This is a genomic window from Amycolatopsis sp. NPDC005232 (assembly GCF_040607795.1).
GTDB lineage: Bacteria > Actinomycetota > Actinomycetes > Mycobacteriales > Pseudonocardiaceae > Amycolatopsis.
In genome coordinates this window covers 153,708-172,864 of record NZ_JBEXHL010000009.1, presented here as the reverse complement: position 1 = coordinate 172,864, position 19,157 = coordinate 153,708, and the positions used below count along the sequence as shown (strand labels likewise).

The window sequence follows — 19,157 nt, the reverse complement described above, 5'->3', positions numbered from 1 at the left end:
ACCTCGTGTTCCTCGAATCCGAGGAACACTCGGTGACCTACGTCGGCAGGATCCAGCAGATCGAGGATCACCGCGCAGCCGACGCCGCCGGCACCGCGCCCCTCGACGTCACACGCGGCTACAGCTGCGCGTGACGTCGAGGGGCGGGCAGGGGACGGATTCCGCCGCGCCACCGGGAGCTTCGGCGGCCAGGGCATCGTGACCGGGTTCGACCACCGAGCCACCACGGTCGTCGTCTGCGAGTACCTCGATGACCGCGACGGTGAGCAGGTCCCGATGGTGGCGTTCCACTGCTCGCGTCGCGCCGTCGCCGTCGCCATCGTCGGCGTCGGCGTCGGCGTCGGCGCCGCGGTGTCCTTCCGATCCGGGCGGCGCCGAGCCGGCCCCGGACGAGAGCGGCGCGCCGCGGCCACCACGAACAACCCGGCGAGCACCCTGTCCGGCGCACGGTAGCCAACCCGGTCTTAGATGGTGTCGCCTATCGTCAGGCTCAACGAAAAGGGAGTGGTGATGGCGACGGACACGGGGCGAGCCGGCGAAGCCGGGGCACTTGTCGGGGCCGCGGTACGAGCGGCGCGGACGCGATCGGGGCTGTCCACCCGAGATCTTGCCGCGCGCGCCGGCATCAGCCAGCCCTTCCTGAGCCAGCTGGAGCGAGGGCTGCACACCCCGTCGGTCAACACCTTGTACCGGCTCGCCGAAGCGCTGGCCGTCTCCCCCGCCGACCTGCTGCCCACGCTGCCGGCCTCGCCGATCCGCGTGGTGCGGGCGGCGGATCGCCAGCTCGACGCCCTGAACGAACGGCCCGAGACGGCGTACTCGAGAACTGCCCGCAGCTCGGGCGCCATCGCCGAGATCGTCGAGTACGTCGCGGAGCCGGGCCAGGACATAGACGGCTGGTTCTGGCGGGACAGCGACGAGGCGCTGATCGTCCTGGAAGGCCGCCTGCGAGTCGACTTCGAAGGCGAGGAGTCCGTGCTGCTCGGTCCAGGCGACAGCCTGTTCCACCCCGGCACGACGCGGCACCGCTGGGCCCGGGTGGACGCGGACAGGTTGCGCGTGGTGTTGATCGTCGCCGGCGATAGGTGACACCAATCGAAACGGGGGATTCTTCGGTTCGTTACATGTCCGCAACACAGGTCGACACACTGGTGAACCTGGTGCGCGGAGGCGGCCGCCCCGCGCTCGATGCGAAAGGTCGGTGCCACCATGTCCGGTCCCCACTCCGGCACCCTGCAGGTCCCCCTCATCGACATCAGCCGCTGGCCCGGCGGGTCCGCGTCCGACCGGGCCGCGATCGCGGCGGCGGTCGACGAGGCGGCCCGAACGGTCGGCTTCATGCAGATCGTCGGGCACGGCATCCCGGCCGCGGCGGCCGACGGGCTCGCCGGGGCGATCGACGCGTTCTTCTCCCGGCCGGTGGACGAGAAACGACAGTGGCGCCCCGCGACGCCGGAGACCAACCGCGGCTACACCCCGCCCCGCGCGGAGAAGGTGAGCCTCAGTCTCGGTGTGACCAGCCCGGAAGACCTGTTCGAGGCCTTCAACGTCGGCGCCGACGTGACCACGGCCGGGGCACCGGAGATGCCCGAGGAGCACTACCCGGCGAACATCTGGCCACCCGTGCCCGGATTCCGGGATCGGGTCGCGGAGTGGATGACCCACGCCGGCGCCTTGGCCCACCGGCTCACCGACATCTTCGCACTCGCGCTCGGGCTCGAGGAGGACTTCTTCGCCACCCGCACGACGCACTCGATCGACGTGCTGCGGATGAACAACTACCGGCTGCCCGAGCAGGAGACGGTGGTGGACCGGGGCCAGATGGGCATGGGGGCGCACACCGACTACGGCATCGTCACCGTGCTGTGGGCCGACGCCGTGCAGGGGCTGCAGATCCTCGACGGCGACGGGGCGTGGCACGACGTGTTACCCGCCGACGGCGCGCTGCTGGTCAACCTCGGCGACGCCCTGACCCGCTGGACGAACGACCAGTGGCGCTCGACCTTGCACCGCGTGCTGCCACCGACCGACGGCACGGGCCGGTTGATCCCGCGTCGGTCGGCCGCCTACTTCCACGACGGCAACTTCGACGCCGTCATCGAGGTCCTGCCCCAGTGCGTGCCCGAAGGCGAGCAGCCGCTCTACACGCCGACCACCGTGGCCGACCACATCGCCGCCAAGCTCGCCGGGTCCCGGGCTCTGCGGCCGAACGCCGCGGCGGAGCGCGAGGCCGCCCGCCTCAACGCCGCCGCGGCCCGCTAGGAGGTCGCCCCCATGTCCCCCACCGAGAACGAGGTCCGCCACCCCGTCGACCAGGTGCCACCGACGGGCCGGCTGCTCCTGCTGGGCCTGCAACACCTGTTCATCATGTACACCGGCTGCATCGCGGTACCGCTCATCTTCGGGGCGGCCGCCGGCCTGTCGCACGACACGATCGTGCTGCTGGTGGACGCCGATCTGCTCGTGTCCGGGGTCATCACGCTGATCCAGAGTGCCGGCGTGGGCCGGATACTCGGGGTCCGGCTGCCCATCGTGGCGGGTGCCACGTTCACCCTGATCACCCCCATGATCCTGATCACCAAGGGCTACGGGCTGCAGGCGGTGTACGGCTCGATGCTGCTCGCGGGGATCTTCGGGCTCGTCATGGCGCCGCTGTTCGCGCGGGTGGTGCGGTACTTCCCGGCGATCGTCAGCGGCACGGTGATCACGGTGATCGGGCTGTCCCTGATCGGGGTCGGCGTGCAGATGGTCGCCGGGAGCGACAGCACCGCGCCGGGCTACGCGTCGGTGCCGCGGCTGGCGCTGGCGGCCGGGGTGATCGTGGTCATCGTCGCGTTCATGCGGCTGTTCAAGGGAATCCTCGGCCAGGCCGCGGTGCTGATCGGGCTTGTGCTGGGCACCGCGGTGGCGGTGCCACTCGGTTTCGTGAACCTGGCCGGGGTGGCCGGCGCACCGTGGTTCGGGTTCCCCATGCCGTTCCAGTTCGGCGCCCCGCATTTCCCGATCGCCGCCGTGATCTCGATGTGCGTGGTCATGCTGGTGACGTTCACCGAGTCCACCGCCGACATGCTGGCGGTCTCGGAGATGGTCGGCAAGCCGCTCAGCCGAGGCGACCTAGCCCGCGGCCTGGCCGCGGACGGGCTCTCCGGAGTGCTCGCCGGAATCATGAACTCGTTCATCGACACCGCGTACGCGGAGAACGTCGGCTTGGTCGAGATCACCCGCATCCGCAGCCGGTGGATCACGGCGGCGACCGGCGTCATGCTGATCGTGCTGGGCTGCGTGCCCAAGCTCGGGGCGGTGGTGGCGTCGCTGCCGGACCCGGTGGTGGGCGCGGCGGGGCTGGTGATGTTCGCGATGGTGTCCGCGGTCGGGATCAGGGTGCTCAAGAAGGTCGACTACGCCGACAACCACAACCTGCTGGTCGTCGCGCTGTCGATCGCGGTTGGCATGGTGCCGGTGGTGGCACCGTCGATCTACACGCACCTGCCGCAGGGCCTGCAGATCGTCTTCGGCAGCGCCATCACCAGCACCGCGCTGTGCGCGTTCGTGCTCAACGTGTTGTTCAACCACGCGCGGGGACGCAGAAAGCGCGCCCCCGCCGCCGGCGTGGAGCAAGCGTCGCGGGCGGCGTGAGCACGAGGCGGCCTGGCGCGGGATTCGCGCCAGGCCGCTGCGGCCGGATGCACCTGGAACCTGCGCGCGAGGGGGGTCCGAGCCAACCGCCAGTGCGGGCGGCACCTCGACGGTCGAGGTCAGCTCCACCGACTGGCCCGCGCGTGAGCGATTCCTCGAGGTATCCCACCACCGGCAAGAGGAGGCCGATGCCGGCCAGGACCGACGTTTCCGTTGGGTCGGCGTTGCTGATGGGGTCGTCGTGGGCGGTCGTCGAGTTGTTCAACCCGTCGACAGTGGTCTGGATGTCGCCAAGGGCTTGATAATGGCGTGACCTACCACCACGACACCCAAGGCCGCCAGACCTCGGCGGTGGACGTGCTCGGCCACGAGCAGAAGACAACGTGGACGGCTTCAGTGGCAAATTGCTTTGAGGGCGATCGCTGGAATCTCCTTCCCCCAATTTGTCCAGACCACTTATTTGTCTAGACCACCCATTCGTAGGTAGTCAACTACTCCGTGCGCCACCTACCGTTCACCGAAATGCCGCGTGCTGGGACAGCGTTGTCGCGAGACGGGAGCCGGTATGTTCGGTCGCAAGTCACGGATCTTCGGCGCGGTGGTGGCCGCTGCGCTCGCCCTGCCGCTGGCGGGACTCACGGGGACCGCCGGCGCGTCGGTGCAGGCCGACACGTGCGCGGTGAAGTCGAAGCCCGCCGGGAAGGTGCTGCAGGGCTATTGGGAGAACTGGGACGGCGCCGCCAACGGCGTGCACCCGGGCCTCGGCTGGGTCCCGATCACCGACGCCCGCATCAAGTCCCACGGCTACAACGTGATCAACGCGGCCTTCCCCGTCATCCGCTCCGACGGCACGGTGCTGTGGGAAGACGGCATGGACGCCGGCGTGAAGGTGGCGACCCCGGCCGACATGTGCGCCGCGAAGGCCTCGGGCGCGACGATCCTGATGTCCATCGGCGGCGCGGCGGCGGGCATCGACCTGTCGTCGTCGACGGTGGCGGACAAGTTCGTGAGCACGATCGTGCCGATCCTCAAGAAGTACAACTTCGACGGAATCGACATCGACATCGAGACCGGCCTGACCGGCAGCGGGAACATCAACTCGCTCTCGGCTTCGCAGTCGAACCTCATCCGCATCATCGACGGCGTGCTCGCGCAGATGCCGTCGAACTTCGGCCTCACCATGGCGCCCGAAACCGCTTACGTGACCGGCGGCAGCGTCACCTACGGCTCGATCTGGGGCTCGTACCTGCCGATCATCAAGAAGTACGCCGACAACGGCCGCCTGTGGTGGCTGAACATGCAGTACTACAACGGTTCCATGTACGGCTGCTCCGGTGACTCCTACGAGGCCGGCACCGTGCAGGGCTTCACCACGCAGACCAACTGCCTCGCCAACGGCCTGGTCGTGCAGGGCACGACGGTGAAGGTGCCGCTCGACAAGCAGGTGCCGGGGCTCCCGGCCCAGCAGGGCGCGGGCGGTGGGTACCTGGCGCCGAACCTCGTCTCGCAGGCCTACCGTGCCGTTTCGGGCGTAAAGGGCCTGATGACCTGGTCCCTCAACTGGGACGGCTCGAAGAACTGGACGTTCGGCGACAACGTCCGCTCGCTCGAAGGCCGCTGAACCCGGCGCCGGGGCCTGAAACACCAGGCCCCGGCGCCGGAACCGCTGCCGGGATCCCGTTACCGGACTTCACTGCTACTTCACTACGGCTCAACAGGTCCGGGTTCCGTTGACGTCGCTGATAACGTGCCCCGACAAAGTCGAGCAGAGGAGACAACGTGTTCGGGCGCAAGCGAAGCAACGGACAGCGTGGCGGGCCCGTGACGTTCAACGCCGATGCCGGACTCCTGAGTGTGCGGGTCGGTGACGAGAACGGCCACCCGCTCCCGGGCACGCAGATGGTGATGCTGCACAAGCGCACCCAGCGTCAGACGAAGGCCGTCGCGGACGAGTTCGGCCTGGCCGTGAGCACCTTGTCGGCCGGAACATACGCGGTATCCGTGAGCGCGAGCGGCTACCAGGCGCAAAACAGCACGGTCGAGGTCGTGAGCGGCGACCACACCTCGCTCGCGGACCTGCGGCTCGTGCCGGACGACAACCGCCAGCTCCCCGACCCGGGCGAATGGGTGCTCGACCCCGACCACACGGCCATCCGGTTCATCGCGCGGCACATCGGGCTGTGCGAGGTCCACGGCCGGTTCCGCAGCTTCCAGGGCAGCATCGTCGTCGGCAAGCAGATCGAGGACTCCACCGTCGAGGTCGTGATCGACGCCGCGAGCATCGACACCTCGGCCGAGAAGCGCGACGACCACCTGCGGTCCCCGGACTTCCTCGACGTGCGCCGCTTCCCGCAGATCCGCTTCCACGGGCACCGGTTCCGCCGCGCGCCCGGCGACCGCTGGAGCATCGACGGCACGCTCAACCTGCACGGAGCCAGCCGCGGCGTGCGGCTGGACGCCGGCTACCTGGGCCTGCGGACGTGGAACGGCGACCGGCTCGGCGCCGTCGCCACTACCGAACTGCACCGCGAGGACTTCACGATCAACTGGCAGCAGACGCTGGCCAAAGGCCTGGTCATGGTCGGCTCGACGATCGAGATCAAGCTCGACATCCAGGCCATTCGCGCTTAGCCACCTCGCCACTCACCCCTGGCCTCCGGGTTGCGGCCAGCACCCCAATGCGGCGTTGGTTGCGCCCAACGCACCCAATGTGGCGTTCGGTGCGCCCAACGCACCCAATGCCACATTGGGGTGCGGTGAGCAGGGCGCGGCGGTCGGCCGTCAGCCCAGGAACTTGCGCAGGACGTCGGCCACCTGGCGGATCTCCGCCACGTGCACGTGTTCCTGCTGGGTGTGCGCGAGGCTCGGGTTGCCGGGGCCGAAGTTGACGGCCGGCATGCCCAGCGCCGCGAAGCGCGCGACGTCGGTCCAGCCGAGCTTCGCGGCGGCGCGGCCACCGGCGGCGGCCACGAGCTCGGCGGCCGCCGGGGCCGAAAGACCAGGCAGCGCGCCCGGCGAGAGGTCCGTGAGCGTGACGTCGTAGCCGTGGAAGACCTCGCGCACGTGGGCTTCGGCCTGCGTGGGGTTGCGATCCGGGGCGAAGCGGAAATTGACCGTGAGCACGGCGGCGTCAGGCACGACGTTGCCGGCCACGCCGCCGGAGATCTTCGTGGCCTGCAGGCCTTCGCGGTAGGTGAGGCCGTCGATGTCGACCACGCGCGGCGCGTACTCGGCGAGCCGGCGCAGGGGCTCGGCCAGGGCGTGGATCGCGTTCTCGCCCATCCACGCGCGGGCGGTGTGCGCGCGGGTCCCGCTCGTGCGGATCTCGACGCGCAGCGTGCCCTGACAGCCGGCCTCGATCGTGCCGTTGGAGGGCTCGCCGACCACGGCCAGGTCGCCGGCCAGCCACTCGGGCAGCTCGCGCTCGATGCGGCCGAGGCCGTTCTTGACCGCTTCGACCTCTTCGTTGTCGTAGAAGACGAAGGTGATGTCGTGCTTCGGTTCGGTCAGCGTGGCGGCGAGGTGCAGGAACACCGCGTCGCCGCCCTTCATGTCGACGGAGCCGAGGCCGTGGAGCAGCTCCTCGTCGCCGGATCCGGTGCGGTGCGACGGGAGGTTGGCGTTCTCCGGCACGGTGTCGAGGTGCCCGGCGAGGATCACGCGCGAGCCGCGGCCGAGGTTCGTGCGCGCGAGCACCGCGTCGCCGTTGCGGACCACCTCGAGGTGCGGCGCCTGCTCGGTGAGCGCGGCCTGCACGGCGTCGGCGAGCCGGCCCTCCTCGCCGGAGACGCTGAACGCGTCGACGAGGGCGGCGGTGAGGTCGGCGGGGTCGGCGCGCAGGTCCAGCGAGGTCATACCGGCACCGTACCGACCCGGTGCGAGGGCTACCGTGAGGGACGTGCGCACGCGAAGCTCCCTGGTCGCTCTCAGCGGCGTCCTCCTGACCCTGGTCCTGACCGGCTGCGGCTCCGAGGCGGGCCCCACGCCCGGCCCGAACCCCGGCTCGCCGGGCCCGGACGCCCTGCCGATCAAACTCGACGCGCTGTCCGCCGACGCCTGCTACACGAGCCCGCAGACGCAGCTGCCGAAGGGCTGCGAGAAGTTCGTCACGGAGGTCGGCGGCACGGCCGGGTCGGTGCACGAGCGCGCAGCGGCCGGCAAGACCGTCGACGTGGCCCTCGACCACGCGGCGGCCGCGCTCGACCAGGGCGTGAGCGCGTTCCGCGGGGCGGGCTGCACGACCGTGCCGAGCCCGGGTGGCGCGTGCACGCAGGCGCTGATCACCATCTCCGGCGCACTCACGTCGGTGAAGAAGCTCGTGAACCAGCAGGCCACCACGGGTTGAGGCGCGTCACTCGACTACCGTGACCGGCGTGAGCGAGCAGACCCCTGACCCCGAAACGACCGGCGCCGTCGGCGTCGGGCTGGCCACCGTCGCGTCCGACGGGACGGTGCTGGACACCTGGTACCCGCACCCGAAGCTGACCGGCACCGGCTCCAGTGGCACCGAGCGGCTGTCGGCCGCCGAGACCACCGAGCTGCTCGGCGACGCCGCGGCGGCGCTGCTCGGGCCCGACACCGACCGCGGTGTCGAGGTCGTCGCGGTGCGCGTGACGATCGGCAGCCTGGCCACGGCCCCGGCCGACGCGTACGACGCCTACCTGCGGCTGCACCTGCTGTCGCACCGGCTCGTGCGGCCCCACGGGCAGAACCTCGACGGCATCTTCGGCAAGCTGGCCAACGTCGTGTGGACGAACCACGGCCCGTGCCCCGTCGAGGGCTTCGAGCAGACCCGGCTGCGGCTGCGCAGCCGTGGCGCGGTGACCGTGTACGGCGTGGACAAGTTCCCGCGGATGGTCGACTACGTGCTGCCCACAGGCGTGCGCATCGCCGACGCCGACCGCGTGCGCTTGGGCGCGCACCTCGCGTCCGGCACGACCGTGATGCACGAGGGCTTCGTGAACTTCAACGCCGGCACGCTCGGCGCGTCCATGGTCGAGGGTCGCATCTCGGCGGGCGTGGTCGTGGGCGACGGCAGCGACGTCGGCGGCGGCGCGTCGATCATGGGCACGCTCTCGGGCGGCGGCAAGGAGGTCATCGGGATCGGCGAGCGCTGCCTGATCGGCGCCAACGGCGGCGTGGGGATCTCCCTCGGCGACGACTCCGTGATCGAGGCCGGGCTCTACATCACGGCCGGCACGAAGGTCGTCGTCGACGGCAAGACCGTGAAGGCGCGCGAGATCTCGGGTATTTCGGGAGCCCTGTTCCGGCGGAACTCGGCGACGGGTGCGGTGGAGGTCGTGTCGCGCACCGGCGTCGGGATCGAGCTGAACGAAGCGCTGCACGCGAACTGATCGTCTTTCGAAAAAGGGTGCGCTCCACCAGGAGCGCACCCTTTTTCGTCACAGGTCACGTCCACTCTGCCTGCGGGTTCACCTACCATTCATGTCGTGACCACCGAATCGTTGCCCTCCTCGACCCGCCGCCGCGCACCTGAGCCGACGACCCCGGCCGAGCTCGGCCTCCCCGACGAGCCCGCGAAAGCCGGCCCCAGGGACCCGGCGGCCACCCACATCCGGGCCAAGCTGGACCACGAGCTGCGCGAGCTGCTGGCCCGCGAGCCCGGCACCCGCAGCGGCGCGGATCCCGAAGACCTGCACCAGATGCGCGTCGCCCTCCGGCGGATGCGCAGCGTGCTGAAGACCTCCGGAGCGCTCCTCGGCGAGTCCGCCGAGCCCGTGCGCGTCGAGCTGGGCTGGCTCGGCCAGTCCCTCGGCGAGGTCCGCGACTACGACGTGCTGATCGGCCACCTGCGCGAGGTGATCGCCACCTTCGAGGTCCGCGACCAACCCGCGGGCCGCCGCCTGGTCTCGAAGTTCGTCACCGAACGCGGCGCCGCCCGCCGGCGCCTGACGCGCGCCCTGTCGAGTGCCCGCTACGCCGTGCTGCTGCAGAGCATCGCCCAGCTCACCCGCACGCCGGACCGCGAGCTCGACCCCACGCCGCTCGGGTCGGGCAGCCTCGCCACCGACGTCCGCAAGCCCTACCGCCGCCTTCTCAAGGCCGTGCGCGCCCTGCCGTCCGACGTGCCGGACGACGACCTGCACGCCCTGCGCATCTACGGCAAGAAGCTGCGCTACACCGCCGAGCTGGCCCGCTCGTCGGCGAAGAAGAAGCAGGCCGCCGCCCTCACCGACCTGGTCAAGGCGACCCGCAAACTCCAAACCGTCCTCGGCGACCACCAGGACGCGGTGATCGCGGCGGAGAAGGTGCGCTCGCTCCTGCCCGGCGCCGACGGCGACATCGGCTTCATCGCGGGCCGGATCGCGGAACACGAGCTGGTGAAGCGCACCGAGGCCCGGGCGGCTTGGCCGGCGGTATGGGCCCGCATCGACAAAGCGGCTCACGCGGCTCTCTGACCGAACATCCGCCGACAGACAGCCCCCGCCCTCCCGAAGGGGGCGTCCCCATGTCCATTCTATCGGCCACCTCCGACAAAACCGGTGATCAAGCCGGTTGGGGACCGAGTCGTCCACAACTCGACGGAGCTGTGGACAACCCACTCAACCCCAGTCACTCAGCCGTGATCGACCAGACGTAGCCGTCCGGCCGAACCAGCACCCGGCGGCCCGCCGCGGCCTCGTAAGCCGCGTACGCGTGCCCGCCGGCGTCCACCAGGTCCGGGCCCGAAGCCACCGACCCGGCAGGCAGGATCCGGTACCCCGGAACCTCCGACGAACCCACCGCACCCGAACCGAAAACCAGCTCCGTAGCGTGCGGCCCCCGGAACAGTTCGAACAGCCGCACCGACTTGCCGTTCGCATCCACCAGCGGTGCATCCGGAGCCCGGTCCCCCGCGCGAAGCGAGCCGGCACCGGCACCAGCATCGGCCAGCGGCCCGCCCCGGTACCCGACATCCAGCTGCTGCGTCTCCGACCCCCGCCGATGCGCGTCCTGTTCCCCGTCGGTGTACTTCTCCATCAAAGCCGTCGAAACCCCCAGCACCCGCGCCGCGACCGCGCGCCGCTCGGGTTCGTAGCTGTCCAGCAAGTCGGCAGACCCGGAGGCCAGCTTCCACCCCAGGTTGTACGCGTCCTGGACCCCGGTGTTCAGCCCCTGCCCGCCCGTCGGCGGGTGCACGTGCGCGGCGTCCCCCGCCAAGAACACTCGCCCGACGCGGAAGGAAGCAGCCAGGCGGATGTTCGGTCGCCACACGGTCGACCAAGCCAGATCGAACAGCTGAATCCCCCCGCCCGACACGGAGTCCAGCCGCGCCTGCAACGCGGGCAGCGAAGTCTCCACCGCCAGATCCCCATCCCCCAGCGGCGCCCCGAACTGGAAGTGCGGGGTACCGGCCAAAGGCGTGAACGCCACCCCGCTCATCGGCGACGAAGCCGGCGCGAACCAGTACGACGAGTCGTGCGAAAGCCCCGAAGCCTGGACGTCCCCCAGCAACATCCGGATCGACTCGTCGGTCGTGCCCTCGAACGGAATCCCCAGTGCCTTGCGCACGAAGCTCTTGCCGCCGTCGGCTCCCACCAAGTACGCAGCCTCCACCGTCTCCCCCGTCGACAGCGAAGCCGTCACACCCGAAGAGGACTGTGTGAAGCCCTCCAGCCCCACCCCGAGCTCCACCTGCACCCCGAACGACGACAGCCGCTCCCGCAGGATCCCCTCCGTCTGCGACTGCCCCAGGAACCAGATGTTCGGGTACGGCACCGCGGGAGTCGGCTCGACGGTGTCGCTCATCCAGCGCTCCTGCACGAACTCGCCGCCAAGGTAGACCTTGATCGGGTACTGCGGCGAACCCGCGGCCAGCACCGCGTCGAGCACACCCAGGTCCTCGAAAACCTCCAGTGTGCGGGGCTGCAGGCCGTCGCCGCGGGAGCCGTTGAAGAACGCCGGCGCCTTGTCGACGAGCCGGACCGCGACGTCGCGCCGGGCCAGTTCGATGGCCAGAGTCAGGCCGGTCGGGCCCGCTCCCGCGATCAGCACCGTGGTGTCCATGTCCCCTCCAGTGAATCTGAATTCAGTGAATCTGAATTCAGCATGCGCGCTGCTAGCGTTCCTGTCAAGGGAGGTGCCGAGATGACGGCGACGAGCCGCAAGGAGAAGGCCGCCGAGACGGAGACCGCGTTGAAGGAGGCGGCCAAGCGCGTGTTCGCGCGCAAGGGCTACCTGAACACGAAGATCACCGACATCACGGCGGAAGCCGGCCGCGCGGCGGGCTCGTTCTACAACCACTTCGCCGGCAAGGAGGAGCTGCTCGAAGCGCTCCTGGGCGACCTGGCCGCGGCGGGCGACGAGGAGGCGGCCTCCGAGGGCCACCTGTCGGACTTCAGCGATCCCGAGGCTGTCCGCTGGCACGTGCGCCAGTACTGGGACTTCTACAAGGCCAACGCGGCAACGATGCAGGCGCTGCGCCAAGCGTCGATGGTCCACGACGGGTTCGCGAGCACGCTCGCGAACTTCGGCGTCACGCAGGCGGCCGACATCACGGGTCACCTCGAGCGTGTCACGGCCGCCGGTTACGAACTGCCCGCCTCGACGCAGCTGAGCATCGTGATGATGTACCAGCTGATCGACAACTTCGCGCAGATGTGGCTGACCGCTCCACCACCTGCGGGCTGGGCGGCGCCGAGCGACGACGAGGCGGTCGAGGCGCTCACGAGGTTCGTCTACCGGGGCTTCACGGGACGCGATTTCTGAGCGGGCGCACCGAAGCGCGCCCGCTCGGGAATCAGGAGTTCAACCGCTCCGCGGCGGCGTCGATACGCTCGTCGGTGGCGGTCAGGGCCACGCGCACGTGGTTGCCGCCGGCCGGGCCGTAGAACGTGCCCGGCGCCACGAGGATGCCGCGTTCGGCCAGCCACGCGACGGTGTCCAGCGCCGGTTCCCCGCGCGTGGACCAGAGATACAGCCCGGCTTCGGAGTGAGAAATCTCGAAACCGTTGTCCTGCAACGCTTTCCGCAACACGAGCCGGCGGCGAAGGTAGCGCTCGCGCTGCGCGGCCACGGCCTCGTCGTCGGTCAGGCCGGCCACCATGGCCTCCTGCACCGGACGCGGCACGATCATCCCGGCGTGCTTGCGGATCTCCAGCAGCTGCTTGACCAGCCGGGGATCGCCGGCGATGAAACCCGCGCGGTAGCTCGCGAGGTTCGCCGACTTCGACAGCGAGTGCACGGCCAGCAGCCCGTCGAGCCGTCCACCGTGGACGGACGGGTGCAGCACCGACACGGGCTCGGCGTCCCAGCCGAGCGAGAGGTAGCACTCGTCCGACGCCACGATCACGTCGCGCTCACGCGCCCACTCCACGACCTTGCGCAGGTGCTCGACCCCGAGCACCTTGCCGGTCGGGTTCGACGGCGAGTTGAGCCAGATCATGGCCGGACGCTGCGGACCGAGCTGCGTGAGCCCGTCCGCGCGGATGACGTCGGCGCCGGCCAGCAGCGCACCCACCTCGTAGGTCGGGTACGCGAGCTCGGGGATCACGACGGTGTCGCCCTGACCGAGGCCGAGCAACCGTGGCAGCCAGGCCACGGCTTCCTTCGACCCGATCGTCGGCAGTACCGCGTCGGGCTCGAGGCCCTCGACGCCGTAGCGCCGGCCGAGCGCCTCCACCGCGGTGGTCCGCAGCGCGGGCGTGCCGTGGGTGGCCGGGTAGCCCGGGATCTCCGAGACCGACGCAAGCGCGTCGCGGATCCCGGCCGGAACCGGGTCCACGGGCGTGCCGACGGAGAGGTCGACGATCCCACCGGGATGCGCCTGCGCGCGGGCCTTGACCTCGGCGAGCGAATCCCAGGGGAAGTCGGGCAGGGGGCGGGTCGTCATTCGCCCTGCGGGGGCAGCGCCTTGATGAAGGCGGGGTCGTGGCTGGTCTTGCCGACCTTGGAGGCACCGCCGGGCGAGCCCAGCGTGTCGAAGAAGTCGACGTTGGCCTTGGTGTAGTCGGACCAGTTGTCGGGGACGTCGTCCTCGTAGTAGATCGCCTCGACCGGGCAGACCGGTTCGCAGGCGCCGCAGTCGACGCACTCGTCGGGGTGGATGTACAGCATCCGCTCGCCCTCGTAGATGCAGTCCACGGGGCACTCGTCGATACACGCCTTGTCGAGCACGTCGACGCAGGGCTCGGCGATCACGTAGGTCACTGCGTACTCCTGCTTTTCTCTGCTTAGCCAGTCCCTGCGGACATTACGCGCTTCCCGAGGCACCGGTAGTGCTTAGGCAACCCTTAGCCATACCCCTGGTATGGGGCCGAATGTCCCGCTCAGCGGTCCCGGCGGCGAGGCTTCGGGGTGTTGCGTGCGTCGCCGGTGATGGTGAAGCCCGGGCCGGTGGGTTTGGTGTCGCCCTCGCGCTTCTCCTTGAGGGTGCGTTCGAACCCGTCGGCGATCTCGTCGACGAGGTCGTCGTTGTGCCGGTCGTCCCTGCGCGCGTAGCTCATCGGTCCTCCCTGCGGAAATGGGGCCGCGGCCGCGTTGCCGCGTCCGCCACAATCTAACCGTGAACGACTCGGAAATGCTCGAACTCGTGTGTGCGCGGGCCTGGCCCCCGGTGGTCGACGAACCCCTCGGCGAGTGGCGCCTGCGCTGGGCCGACGGCTTCACCGGGCGCGCCAACAGTGCACTCGCCGTGGGCGATCCCGGCCGGAGCGTGGCCGTCGCGTTGAAGGCCGTCTGTGACTTCGCCCACGATCGGGGGATCCCCCCGGTCATCCAAGTGATCCAGGACAGCGACACCGAGCGCGAGGTGGCCGCCGCCGGATGGCGCGAGTGGACCGAACACGCCGCGGGCTACCAGGTGTCCGTGCTCGTCGGACCGCTGCCGACCGGGCCCCTGCAGGACGCAGAGGTCCTCGACGAGCCGACCCCGGCGTGGTGGGAACTGACGGCCGACAGCCCCGAGCCCGGCGCCGCCGAACGCCACGTGCTGGCCACCGGGAAGGTGGGTTATGGCGTCGTTGACGTGGACGATGCCGCCGGTGTCACCGCCGGAGCTGTGCGCGGTGCCATCGTGGACGGGTGGCTGCACGTGTCGCGGCTGGCGGTGCGGCCGGAGTTCCGCCGGCGTGGGCTCGCGTCGGCGCTGATGTTCGCGCTGGCCGAGTGGGGCCGCGCGCACGGTGCCCAGAGGTGGGTGTTGCAGGTGGCCGTGGACAACGAAGGCGCGTTGACGCTGTATTCCGCGCTCGGCTGTACGGAGCACCACAGGTACCGCTACTGGGGCCCGGGACCCGGCGCGTGCGAGGATCCGCAGTCGTGAAGATCGTCGTTTTGGTCGGTGGAGTCGGAGGCGCGCGCTTCCTGCTCGGCGTGAAGACCGCACTCGGGATGCCCGCGATCGGCGAGCCGGAGAGCCCGTCCCCGCACGAGGTCACGGCGCTGGTGAACACCGGCGACGACGTGTGGATGCACGGCCTGCGCATCTGCCCCGACCTCGACACCTGCATGTACACCCTCGGCGGTGGCATCGACACCGAACGCGGGTGGGGCCACGCGGGCGAGACGTGGGTCGTCAAGGAGGAGCTCGCCGCCTACGGCGCGGAGCCGACGTGGTTCGGGCTGGGCGACAAGGACATCGCGACGCACCTGATCCGCTCGCGGATGCTGCGCGCGGGCTACCCGCTCTCGGCCGTCACCGACGCGCTGTGCGACCGCTGGCGCCCGGGCGTGCGCCTGCTGCCGATGTCGGACGACCGCGTGGAGACCCACGTCGTGATCGACGACCCCGACCAGCCGGAGCAGCAGAAGGCGATCCACTTCCAGGAGTGGTGGGTGCGCTACCGGGCCGACCGCCCGGCGCACTCGATCGTTTCGGTCGGCGCCGACGAGGCCAAGCCCGGGCCGGGTGTGCTCGAGGCGCTGGGCGAGGCCGACCTGGTGCTGTTCGCGCCGTCGAACCCGGTGGTGAGCGTCGGCACGACGCTCGGGGTGCCGGGCGTGCGCGAAGCGCTGCGCAAGTCGAAGGCCAAGGTCGTGGGGATCTCGCCGATCATCGGCGGCAAGGCGCTGCGCGGCATGGCCGACGCGTGCCTCACCGCGATCGGCGTGGAAACCTCCGCCGAGGCCGTGGGCCGCCACTACGGCGTCCGCTCCGACGGCGGGGTGCTCGACGGCTGGCTCGTCGCCGAGGAGGACCACGACGTGACGGTGCCGGGTGTCGACGTGCGCGCGGTGCCGCTGCTGATGTCCGATGTGGACGCGACCGCCGCGATGGTGCGGGCGGCCTTCGACGTTGCGGGAGTGCCCGGTGTCTGAGTTCAGCAAGCCCGAGTTCGACGACCATGCCTCGGCCAAGGTCGAGATCCTGCCCGTGACCGGGCTGCCCGAGTTCCGTCCGGGAGACGACCTCACCGGCGCACTCGTCGCGGCCGCGCCATGGCTGCGGTCCGGCGACGTCGTGGTGGTGACGAGCAAGGTGTTCTCGAAGGTCGAGGGCCGGCTCGTGCGCGTGCCGAGCGACCCCGAGGCCCGCGACGCGGCGCGGCGCGAGCTGATCGACCAGGAGACGGTGCGGGTCGTCGCCCGCGTAGCGCGCACGGTGATCACGGAGAACCCGCTGGGGATCGTGCAGGCGGCTTCGGGGATCGACGCGTCGAACGTGCAGGGCGACGAGGTCGCACTGCTGCCCGCGGACCCGGACGCATCGGCGCACGCGCTGCGCGGCGGGCTGCGGGAACGGCTGGGTGTCGAGGTCGCCGTGGTCGTCACGGACACGATGGGCCGCGCGTGGCGCGTCGGGCAGACCGACGCCGCGATCGGCGCTTCGGGCCTGCGCGTGCTGCACGCGTACGCGGGGCAGGTCGACTCGCAGGGCAACGAGCTGGCCGTCACGGAGATCGCGGTGGCCGACGAGCTCGCCTCCGCCGCGGACCTGGTCAAGGGCAAGCTGGGCGGCCTGCCGGTGGCGGTCGTGCGCGGCCTGCAGCTCACCGACGACGGCTCCACGGCGCGGAACCTGATCCGGCCCGTCGACGAGGACCTGTTCCGCTTGGGTACCAACGAAGCTCTGGCGCAGGGGCGGCGCGAAGCCGTGCCGCACCGGCGTTCCGTGCGCACGTTCTCCGACGCGCCGGTGGATCCGTCGGTGGTTCGGCGTGCGGTCGCGGCGGCGTTGACCGCGCCCGCGCCGCACCACACGCACCCCGTGCGGTTCGTGTGGCTGCGCGACGCCGGGTTGCGCGCGAAGCTGCTGGACGCCATGCGCGAATCGTGGCGCGCGGACCTTTCGAATGACGACTTCACGCCGTCGCAGGTCGAGAAACGCTTGTCGCGCGGGGACATTCTGTATCGCGCGCCCGAGGTCGTGATCCCGTTCCTCGTGCCCGAGGGCGCCCACACCTACCGCGACCAGCGGCGCAACGACTGCGAGCACACGATGTTCACGGTCGCCGCCGGTGCCGCGGTGCAGGGTCTGCTGGTCGCGTTGGCGGCGGAGGACCTGGGCTCGTGCTGGATCGGGTCGACGATCTTCGCGGCCGACCTCGTGCGGTCGACGCTGGGCCTGGATTCGCGCTGGGAGCCGCTGGGAGCCGTCGCGATCGGGCATCCGCTGGAGACGCCGCCCGTGCGTTCGCCGGGCGAGCCGGGCGAAGGTCTGGTGGAGCTGTGAACTTGCATGCGGACGCCCTGACGGTTCTTTCGACGTGGACCCCGTCTCTGGGCTCGCAGGAATCTCTGCGCCAGGCGTTTCTGGGTTTCCTGGCGACGCGGGACGACACCGTGCAGCGGTCGTGCGAGGCAGGGCACCTCACAGCGTCGGCCGTGGTCCTGGACTCGACGGGTACGCAGGTGCTGCTGACGCTGCACCCGCGCGTGGGCCGCTGGCTGCAGCTGGGCGGGCATTGCGAGCCTTCTGACGCGTCGGTCGCCGAGGCCGCTCTGCGCGAGGCGACGGAGGAGTCGGGCATGGCCGGCCTGACGATCGGCGCCGAGCCGGTGCACCTCGACGTCCACCCGATCACGTGCTCCCTCGGCGTACCGACGCGGCACTTCGACGTGCGCTACGCGGTCCGCGCGCCGGCCGGGGCTTTGCCCGTCCGCAGCGACGAGTCCGACGACCTGCGCTGGTGGCCGGTCGACGCCCTGCCCGCGGGGTCGGAGGATCTGGCCGAACTCGTGAACGCGGCCGTTTCGTCCCGTTAGCATGGCGGGCATGCCTCTGGTGCCCGCCAACCCGCACATCCACACCGGCGACGGCGGTTTCGTGAGCGGCTGGGTCGTGGCCGTCGGGTTCGGGGTGGCGATCGTGCTGGTCGTGGTGGGTGTGATCGTCAGCCTGCGCAGGAAGCGCCGGCGTTAGGGAGGTTCCGCGGTGACCGTGAGCTACGACAGTGCCTCTTCGGTGCCGCCGTTCGAGCAGGTGCGCTCGTCGATCGCCGCGCAGATCAACGACGGCACCCTCGCCGTCGGCGCCAAGCTCCCCACCGTGCGCGCGCTGGCCTCGGACCTGGGCGTCGCACCGAACACGGTGGCGCGCGCCTACCGGGAACTCGAGGAAGCCGGCCTCATCGAAACGCGCGGCCGGGCCGGGAGTTTCGTGGGTGCTTCGGGGGATGAGTCGCGTTCGCGGGCTCTGGCGGCGGCCGCGGATTATGCGGCGGTGACGCGGCAGCTGGGGCTGTCGACGGACGAGGCGCTGGCGATCGTCACGGCTGCCTTGCGCTGACCTGGTTCGGTTTCGCTTTCGCCCGGCCCTCGACGGCGAGTCCCTCTACGATGGCACTGCGCGGGGAGAGGGGATTCTTGTGAACATCATCCAGCCTTGGCATCTGATCGTCCTGCTGGTGCTGGCGGGCATCGTCGCGGCCGTGGTGGGGATCGTGCTGGCGGTGAAGAAAAGTCGGCAGCCACCGTTTCCCCCGCCATGGCAAGGGATGCAGCCTCCGGGATATCCGGGTTACCCACCGGGGCAGGCGGGTTATCCGGGTTACCCGCAACAACCTGACTATCCGCCCGGTCAGCAGGCCGGCTATCCGCAGCAACCGGGATATCCACCAGGCCAGCCCGGGTTTCCGCCGCAACAGCCGCCGGCACCCGGCCAGTACCCGCAGCAGCCGTACCCGCCGCAGCAGCCAGGCGAGCAACCGCCGTCCGGATTCGGGAACTGAAAAGGAGATTCAGCCGCCGTGTTGCGTTTTGTACTCCCAGCGCTGCTGATCATCGTGCTGGTGGTCATCCTCGTGCTGAAGTTCACCGTCGGTCGGAAGCCGAAGCAGCAGCCTGGTCCGCAGTACCCGCCGCAGCAGCCGTATCCCCCGCAGCAGTTTCCTCCGCAGCAGCAGATGCAGCCGGGGCAGTACCCGCAGCAGCCGGGATACCCCAGGCAACAGCCAGGTCAGCAACAGCCAGGACCGTATCCGCAGCAGGGATATCCCGGGCAGCAGCAGGGTCAGCCGAACCAGCAGGCCGTGCAGAACTGGCAGCCGTACCCCTCACCGCAGCAGCCAGGTCAGCCGGGTCAGCCTGGTCAGCAACAGCCGAACCAACAGCCGGGCCAGGGTCAGCGGCCGCCGCAGTAG

At 70.4% G+C, this 19,157-nt stretch carries 24 protein-coding genes; 19 read left to right on the top strand and 5 right to left on the bottom strand.

Going from position 1 to position 19,157, the window contains the following annotated elements; translation table 11 throughout:
• Positions 1-5: 5 nt before the first annotated feature.
• The 7 genes from ABZU76_RS19470 (at position 6) to ABZU76_RS19440 (ending at position 6,267) form a co-directional block, all read left to right on the top strand.
• Positions 6-134 (top strand): hypothetical protein, encoded by a 129-nt coding sequence (locus tag ABZU76_RS19470; protein WP_354871259.1) that lies wholly within the window; start codon positions 6-8, stop codon positions 132-134.
• 64 nt (positions 135-198) lie between these two features.
• The gene (locus ABZU76_RS19465) at positions 199-453 is read left to right on the top strand and encodes a hypothetical protein (RefSeq protein ID WP_354871256.1); all 255 of its coding nucleotides are present in this window, start codon (positions 199-201) and stop codon (positions 451-453) included.
• Between the two features lie 57 nt (positions 454-510).
• Positions 511-1,089, top strand: a complete 579-nt coding sequence (locus ABZU76_RS19460; protein ID WP_354871253.1) for an XRE family transcriptional regulator — start codon at positions 511-513, stop codon at positions 1,087-1,089.
• Between the two features lie 120 nt (positions 1,090-1,209).
• On the top strand, positions 1,210-2,262 hold the full coding sequence (locus ABZU76_RS19455) for a 2-oxoglutarate and iron-dependent oxygenase domain-containing protein (RefSeq protein ID WP_354871250.1): 1,053 nt from the start codon (positions 1,210-1,212) through the stop codon (positions 2,260-2,262).
• Positions 2,263-2,274: 12 nt separating this feature from the next.
• Positions 2,275-3,636 (top strand): nucleobase:cation symporter-2 family protein, encoded by a 1,362-nt coding sequence (locus tag ABZU76_RS19450; protein WP_354871247.1) that lies wholly within the window; start codon positions 2,275-2,277, stop codon positions 3,634-3,636.
• 565 nt (positions 3,637-4,201) lie between these two features.
• Complete coding sequence (locus tag ABZU76_RS19445; RefSeq protein WP_354871244.1) at positions 4,202-5,257, top strand: chitinase; 1,056 nt, start codon at positions 4,202-4,204, stop codon at positions 5,255-5,257.
• 158 nt (positions 5,258-5,415) lie between these two features.
• Positions 5,416-6,267: a YceI family protein gene (locus ABZU76_RS19440; protein ID WP_354871241.1), complete on the top strand. Its 852-nt coding sequence runs from the start codon at positions 5,416-5,418 to the stop codon at positions 6,265-6,267.
• Between the two features lie 150 nt (positions 6,268-6,417).
• On the opposite strand, the gene dapE is transcribed toward ABZU76_RS19440, so the two are convergent.
• Positions 6,418-7,491 (bottom strand): succinyl-diaminopimelate desuccinylase, encoded by a 1,074-nt coding sequence (gene dapE, locus ABZU76_RS19435; protein WP_354871238.1) that lies wholly within the window; start codon positions 7,489-7,491, stop codon positions 6,418-6,420.
• A gap of 43 nt (positions 7,492-7,534) precedes the next feature.
• Here dapE and ABZU76_RS19430 point away from each other — a divergent pair, with 43 nt between their 5' ends.
• From ABZU76_RS19430 to ABZU76_RS19420, 3 genes are all read left to right on the top strand, one after another.
• Entirely contained in the window at positions 7,535-7,981 is a 447-nt protein-coding gene (locus ABZU76_RS19430) for a hypothetical protein (RefSeq protein WP_354871235.1), read from the top strand.
• A 28-nt stretch (positions 7,982-8,009) separates the two neighbouring features.
• Positions 8,010-8,990 (top strand): 2,3,4,5-tetrahydropyridine-2,6-dicarboxylate N-succinyltransferase, encoded by a 981-nt coding sequence (gene dapD, locus ABZU76_RS19425; protein ID WP_354871232.1) that lies wholly within the window; start codon positions 8,010-8,012, stop codon positions 8,988-8,990.
• Positions 8,991-9,086: 96 nt separating this feature from the next.
• Positions 9,087-10,055 (top strand): CHAD domain-containing protein, encoded by a 969-nt coding sequence (locus tag ABZU76_RS19420; protein WP_354871229.1) that lies wholly within the window; start codon positions 9,087-9,089, stop codon positions 10,053-10,055.
• 154 nt (positions 10,056-10,209) lie between these two features.
• Here ABZU76_RS19420 and ABZU76_RS19415 read toward each other — a convergent pair whose 3' ends face one another.
• Positions 10,210-11,643, bottom strand: a complete 1,434-nt coding sequence (locus ABZU76_RS19415) for an FAD-dependent monooxygenase (protein ID WP_354871226.1) — start codon at positions 11,641-11,643, stop codon at positions 10,210-10,212.
• Between the two features lie 81 nt (positions 11,644-11,724).
• On the opposite strand from ABZU76_RS19415, the gene ABZU76_RS19410 reads away from it, so the two are divergent.
• The gene (locus ABZU76_RS19410) at positions 11,725-12,345 is read left to right on the top strand and encodes a TetR/AcrR family transcriptional regulator (protein ID WP_354871223.1); all 621 of its coding nucleotides are present in this window, start codon (positions 11,725-11,727) and stop codon (positions 12,343-12,345) included.
• Between the two features lie 31 nt (positions 12,346-12,376).
• Here the strand turns inward: ABZU76_RS19410 and dapC are convergent, their stop codons facing one another.
• From dapC to ABZU76_RS19395, 3 genes are all read right to left on the bottom strand, one after another.
• Positions 12,377-13,468, bottom strand: a complete 1,092-nt coding sequence (gene dapC / locus ABZU76_RS19405; protein ID WP_354871221.1) for a succinyldiaminopimelate transaminase — start codon at positions 13,466-13,468, stop codon at positions 12,377-12,379.
• On the bottom strand, positions 13,465-13,785 hold the full coding sequence (gene fdxA / locus ABZU76_RS19400) for a ferredoxin (RefSeq protein WP_220246384.1): 321 nt from the start codon (positions 13,783-13,785) through the stop codon (positions 13,465-13,467). The genes dapC and fdxA overlap by 4 nt, the downstream gene beginning before the upstream one ends.
• Before the next feature lie 119 nt (positions 13,786-13,904).
• The gene (locus ABZU76_RS19395; protein ID WP_354871217.1) at positions 13,905-14,081 is read right to left on the bottom strand and encodes a hypothetical protein; all 177 of its coding nucleotides are present in this window, start codon (positions 14,079-14,081) and stop codon (positions 13,905-13,907) included.
• Positions 14,082-14,140: 59 nt separating this feature from the next.
• Here ABZU76_RS19395 and ABZU76_RS19390 point away from each other — a divergent pair, with 59 nt between their 5' ends.
• The 8 genes from ABZU76_RS19390 (at position 14,141) to ABZU76_RS19355 (ending at position 19,157) form a co-directional block, all read left to right on the top strand.
• Complete coding sequence (locus ABZU76_RS19390; RefSeq protein WP_354871215.1) at positions 14,141-14,899, top strand: GNAT family N-acetyltransferase; 759 nt, start codon at positions 14,141-14,143, stop codon at positions 14,897-14,899.
• Positions 14,896-15,894: a 2-phospho-L-lactate transferase gene (gene cofD / locus ABZU76_RS19385; RefSeq protein WP_354871212.1), complete on the top strand. Its 999-nt coding sequence runs from the start codon at positions 14,896-14,898 to the stop codon at positions 15,892-15,894. The genes ABZU76_RS19390 and cofD overlap by 4 nt, the downstream gene beginning before the upstream one ends.
• Positions 15,887-17,248 (top strand): coenzyme F420-0:L-glutamate ligase, encoded by a 1,362-nt coding sequence (locus ABZU76_RS19380; RefSeq protein WP_354871210.1) that lies wholly within the window; start codon positions 15,887-15,889, stop codon positions 17,246-17,248. The genes cofD and ABZU76_RS19380 overlap by 8 nt, the downstream gene beginning before the upstream one ends.
• The gene (locus ABZU76_RS19375; RefSeq protein ID WP_354871208.1) at positions 17,245-17,781 is read left to right on the top strand and encodes an NUDIX hydrolase; all 537 of its coding nucleotides are present in this window, start codon (positions 17,245-17,247) and stop codon (positions 17,779-17,781) included. Before ABZU76_RS19380 ends, ABZU76_RS19375 begins: the two co-directional genes overlap by 4 nt.
• Before the next feature lie 10 nt (positions 17,782-17,791).
• Complete coding sequence (locus ABZU76_RS19370; RefSeq protein WP_220246378.1) at positions 17,792-17,938, top strand: hypothetical protein; 147 nt, start codon at positions 17,792-17,794, stop codon at positions 17,936-17,938.
• A gap of 12 nt (positions 17,939-17,950) precedes the next feature.
• Complete coding sequence (locus tag ABZU76_RS19365) at positions 17,951-18,304, top strand: GntR family transcriptional regulator (RefSeq protein ID WP_220246377.1); 354 nt, start codon at positions 17,951-17,953, stop codon at positions 18,302-18,304.
• 79 nt (positions 18,305-18,383) lie between these two features.
• The gene (locus ABZU76_RS19360; protein ID WP_354871205.1) at positions 18,384-18,746 is read left to right on the top strand and encodes a hypothetical protein; all 363 of its coding nucleotides are present in this window, start codon (positions 18,384-18,386) and stop codon (positions 18,744-18,746) included.
• 18 nt (positions 18,747-18,764) lie between these two features.
• Entirely contained in the window at positions 18,765-19,157 is a 393-nt protein-coding gene (locus ABZU76_RS19355) for a hypothetical protein (RefSeq protein ID WP_354871203.1), read from the top strand.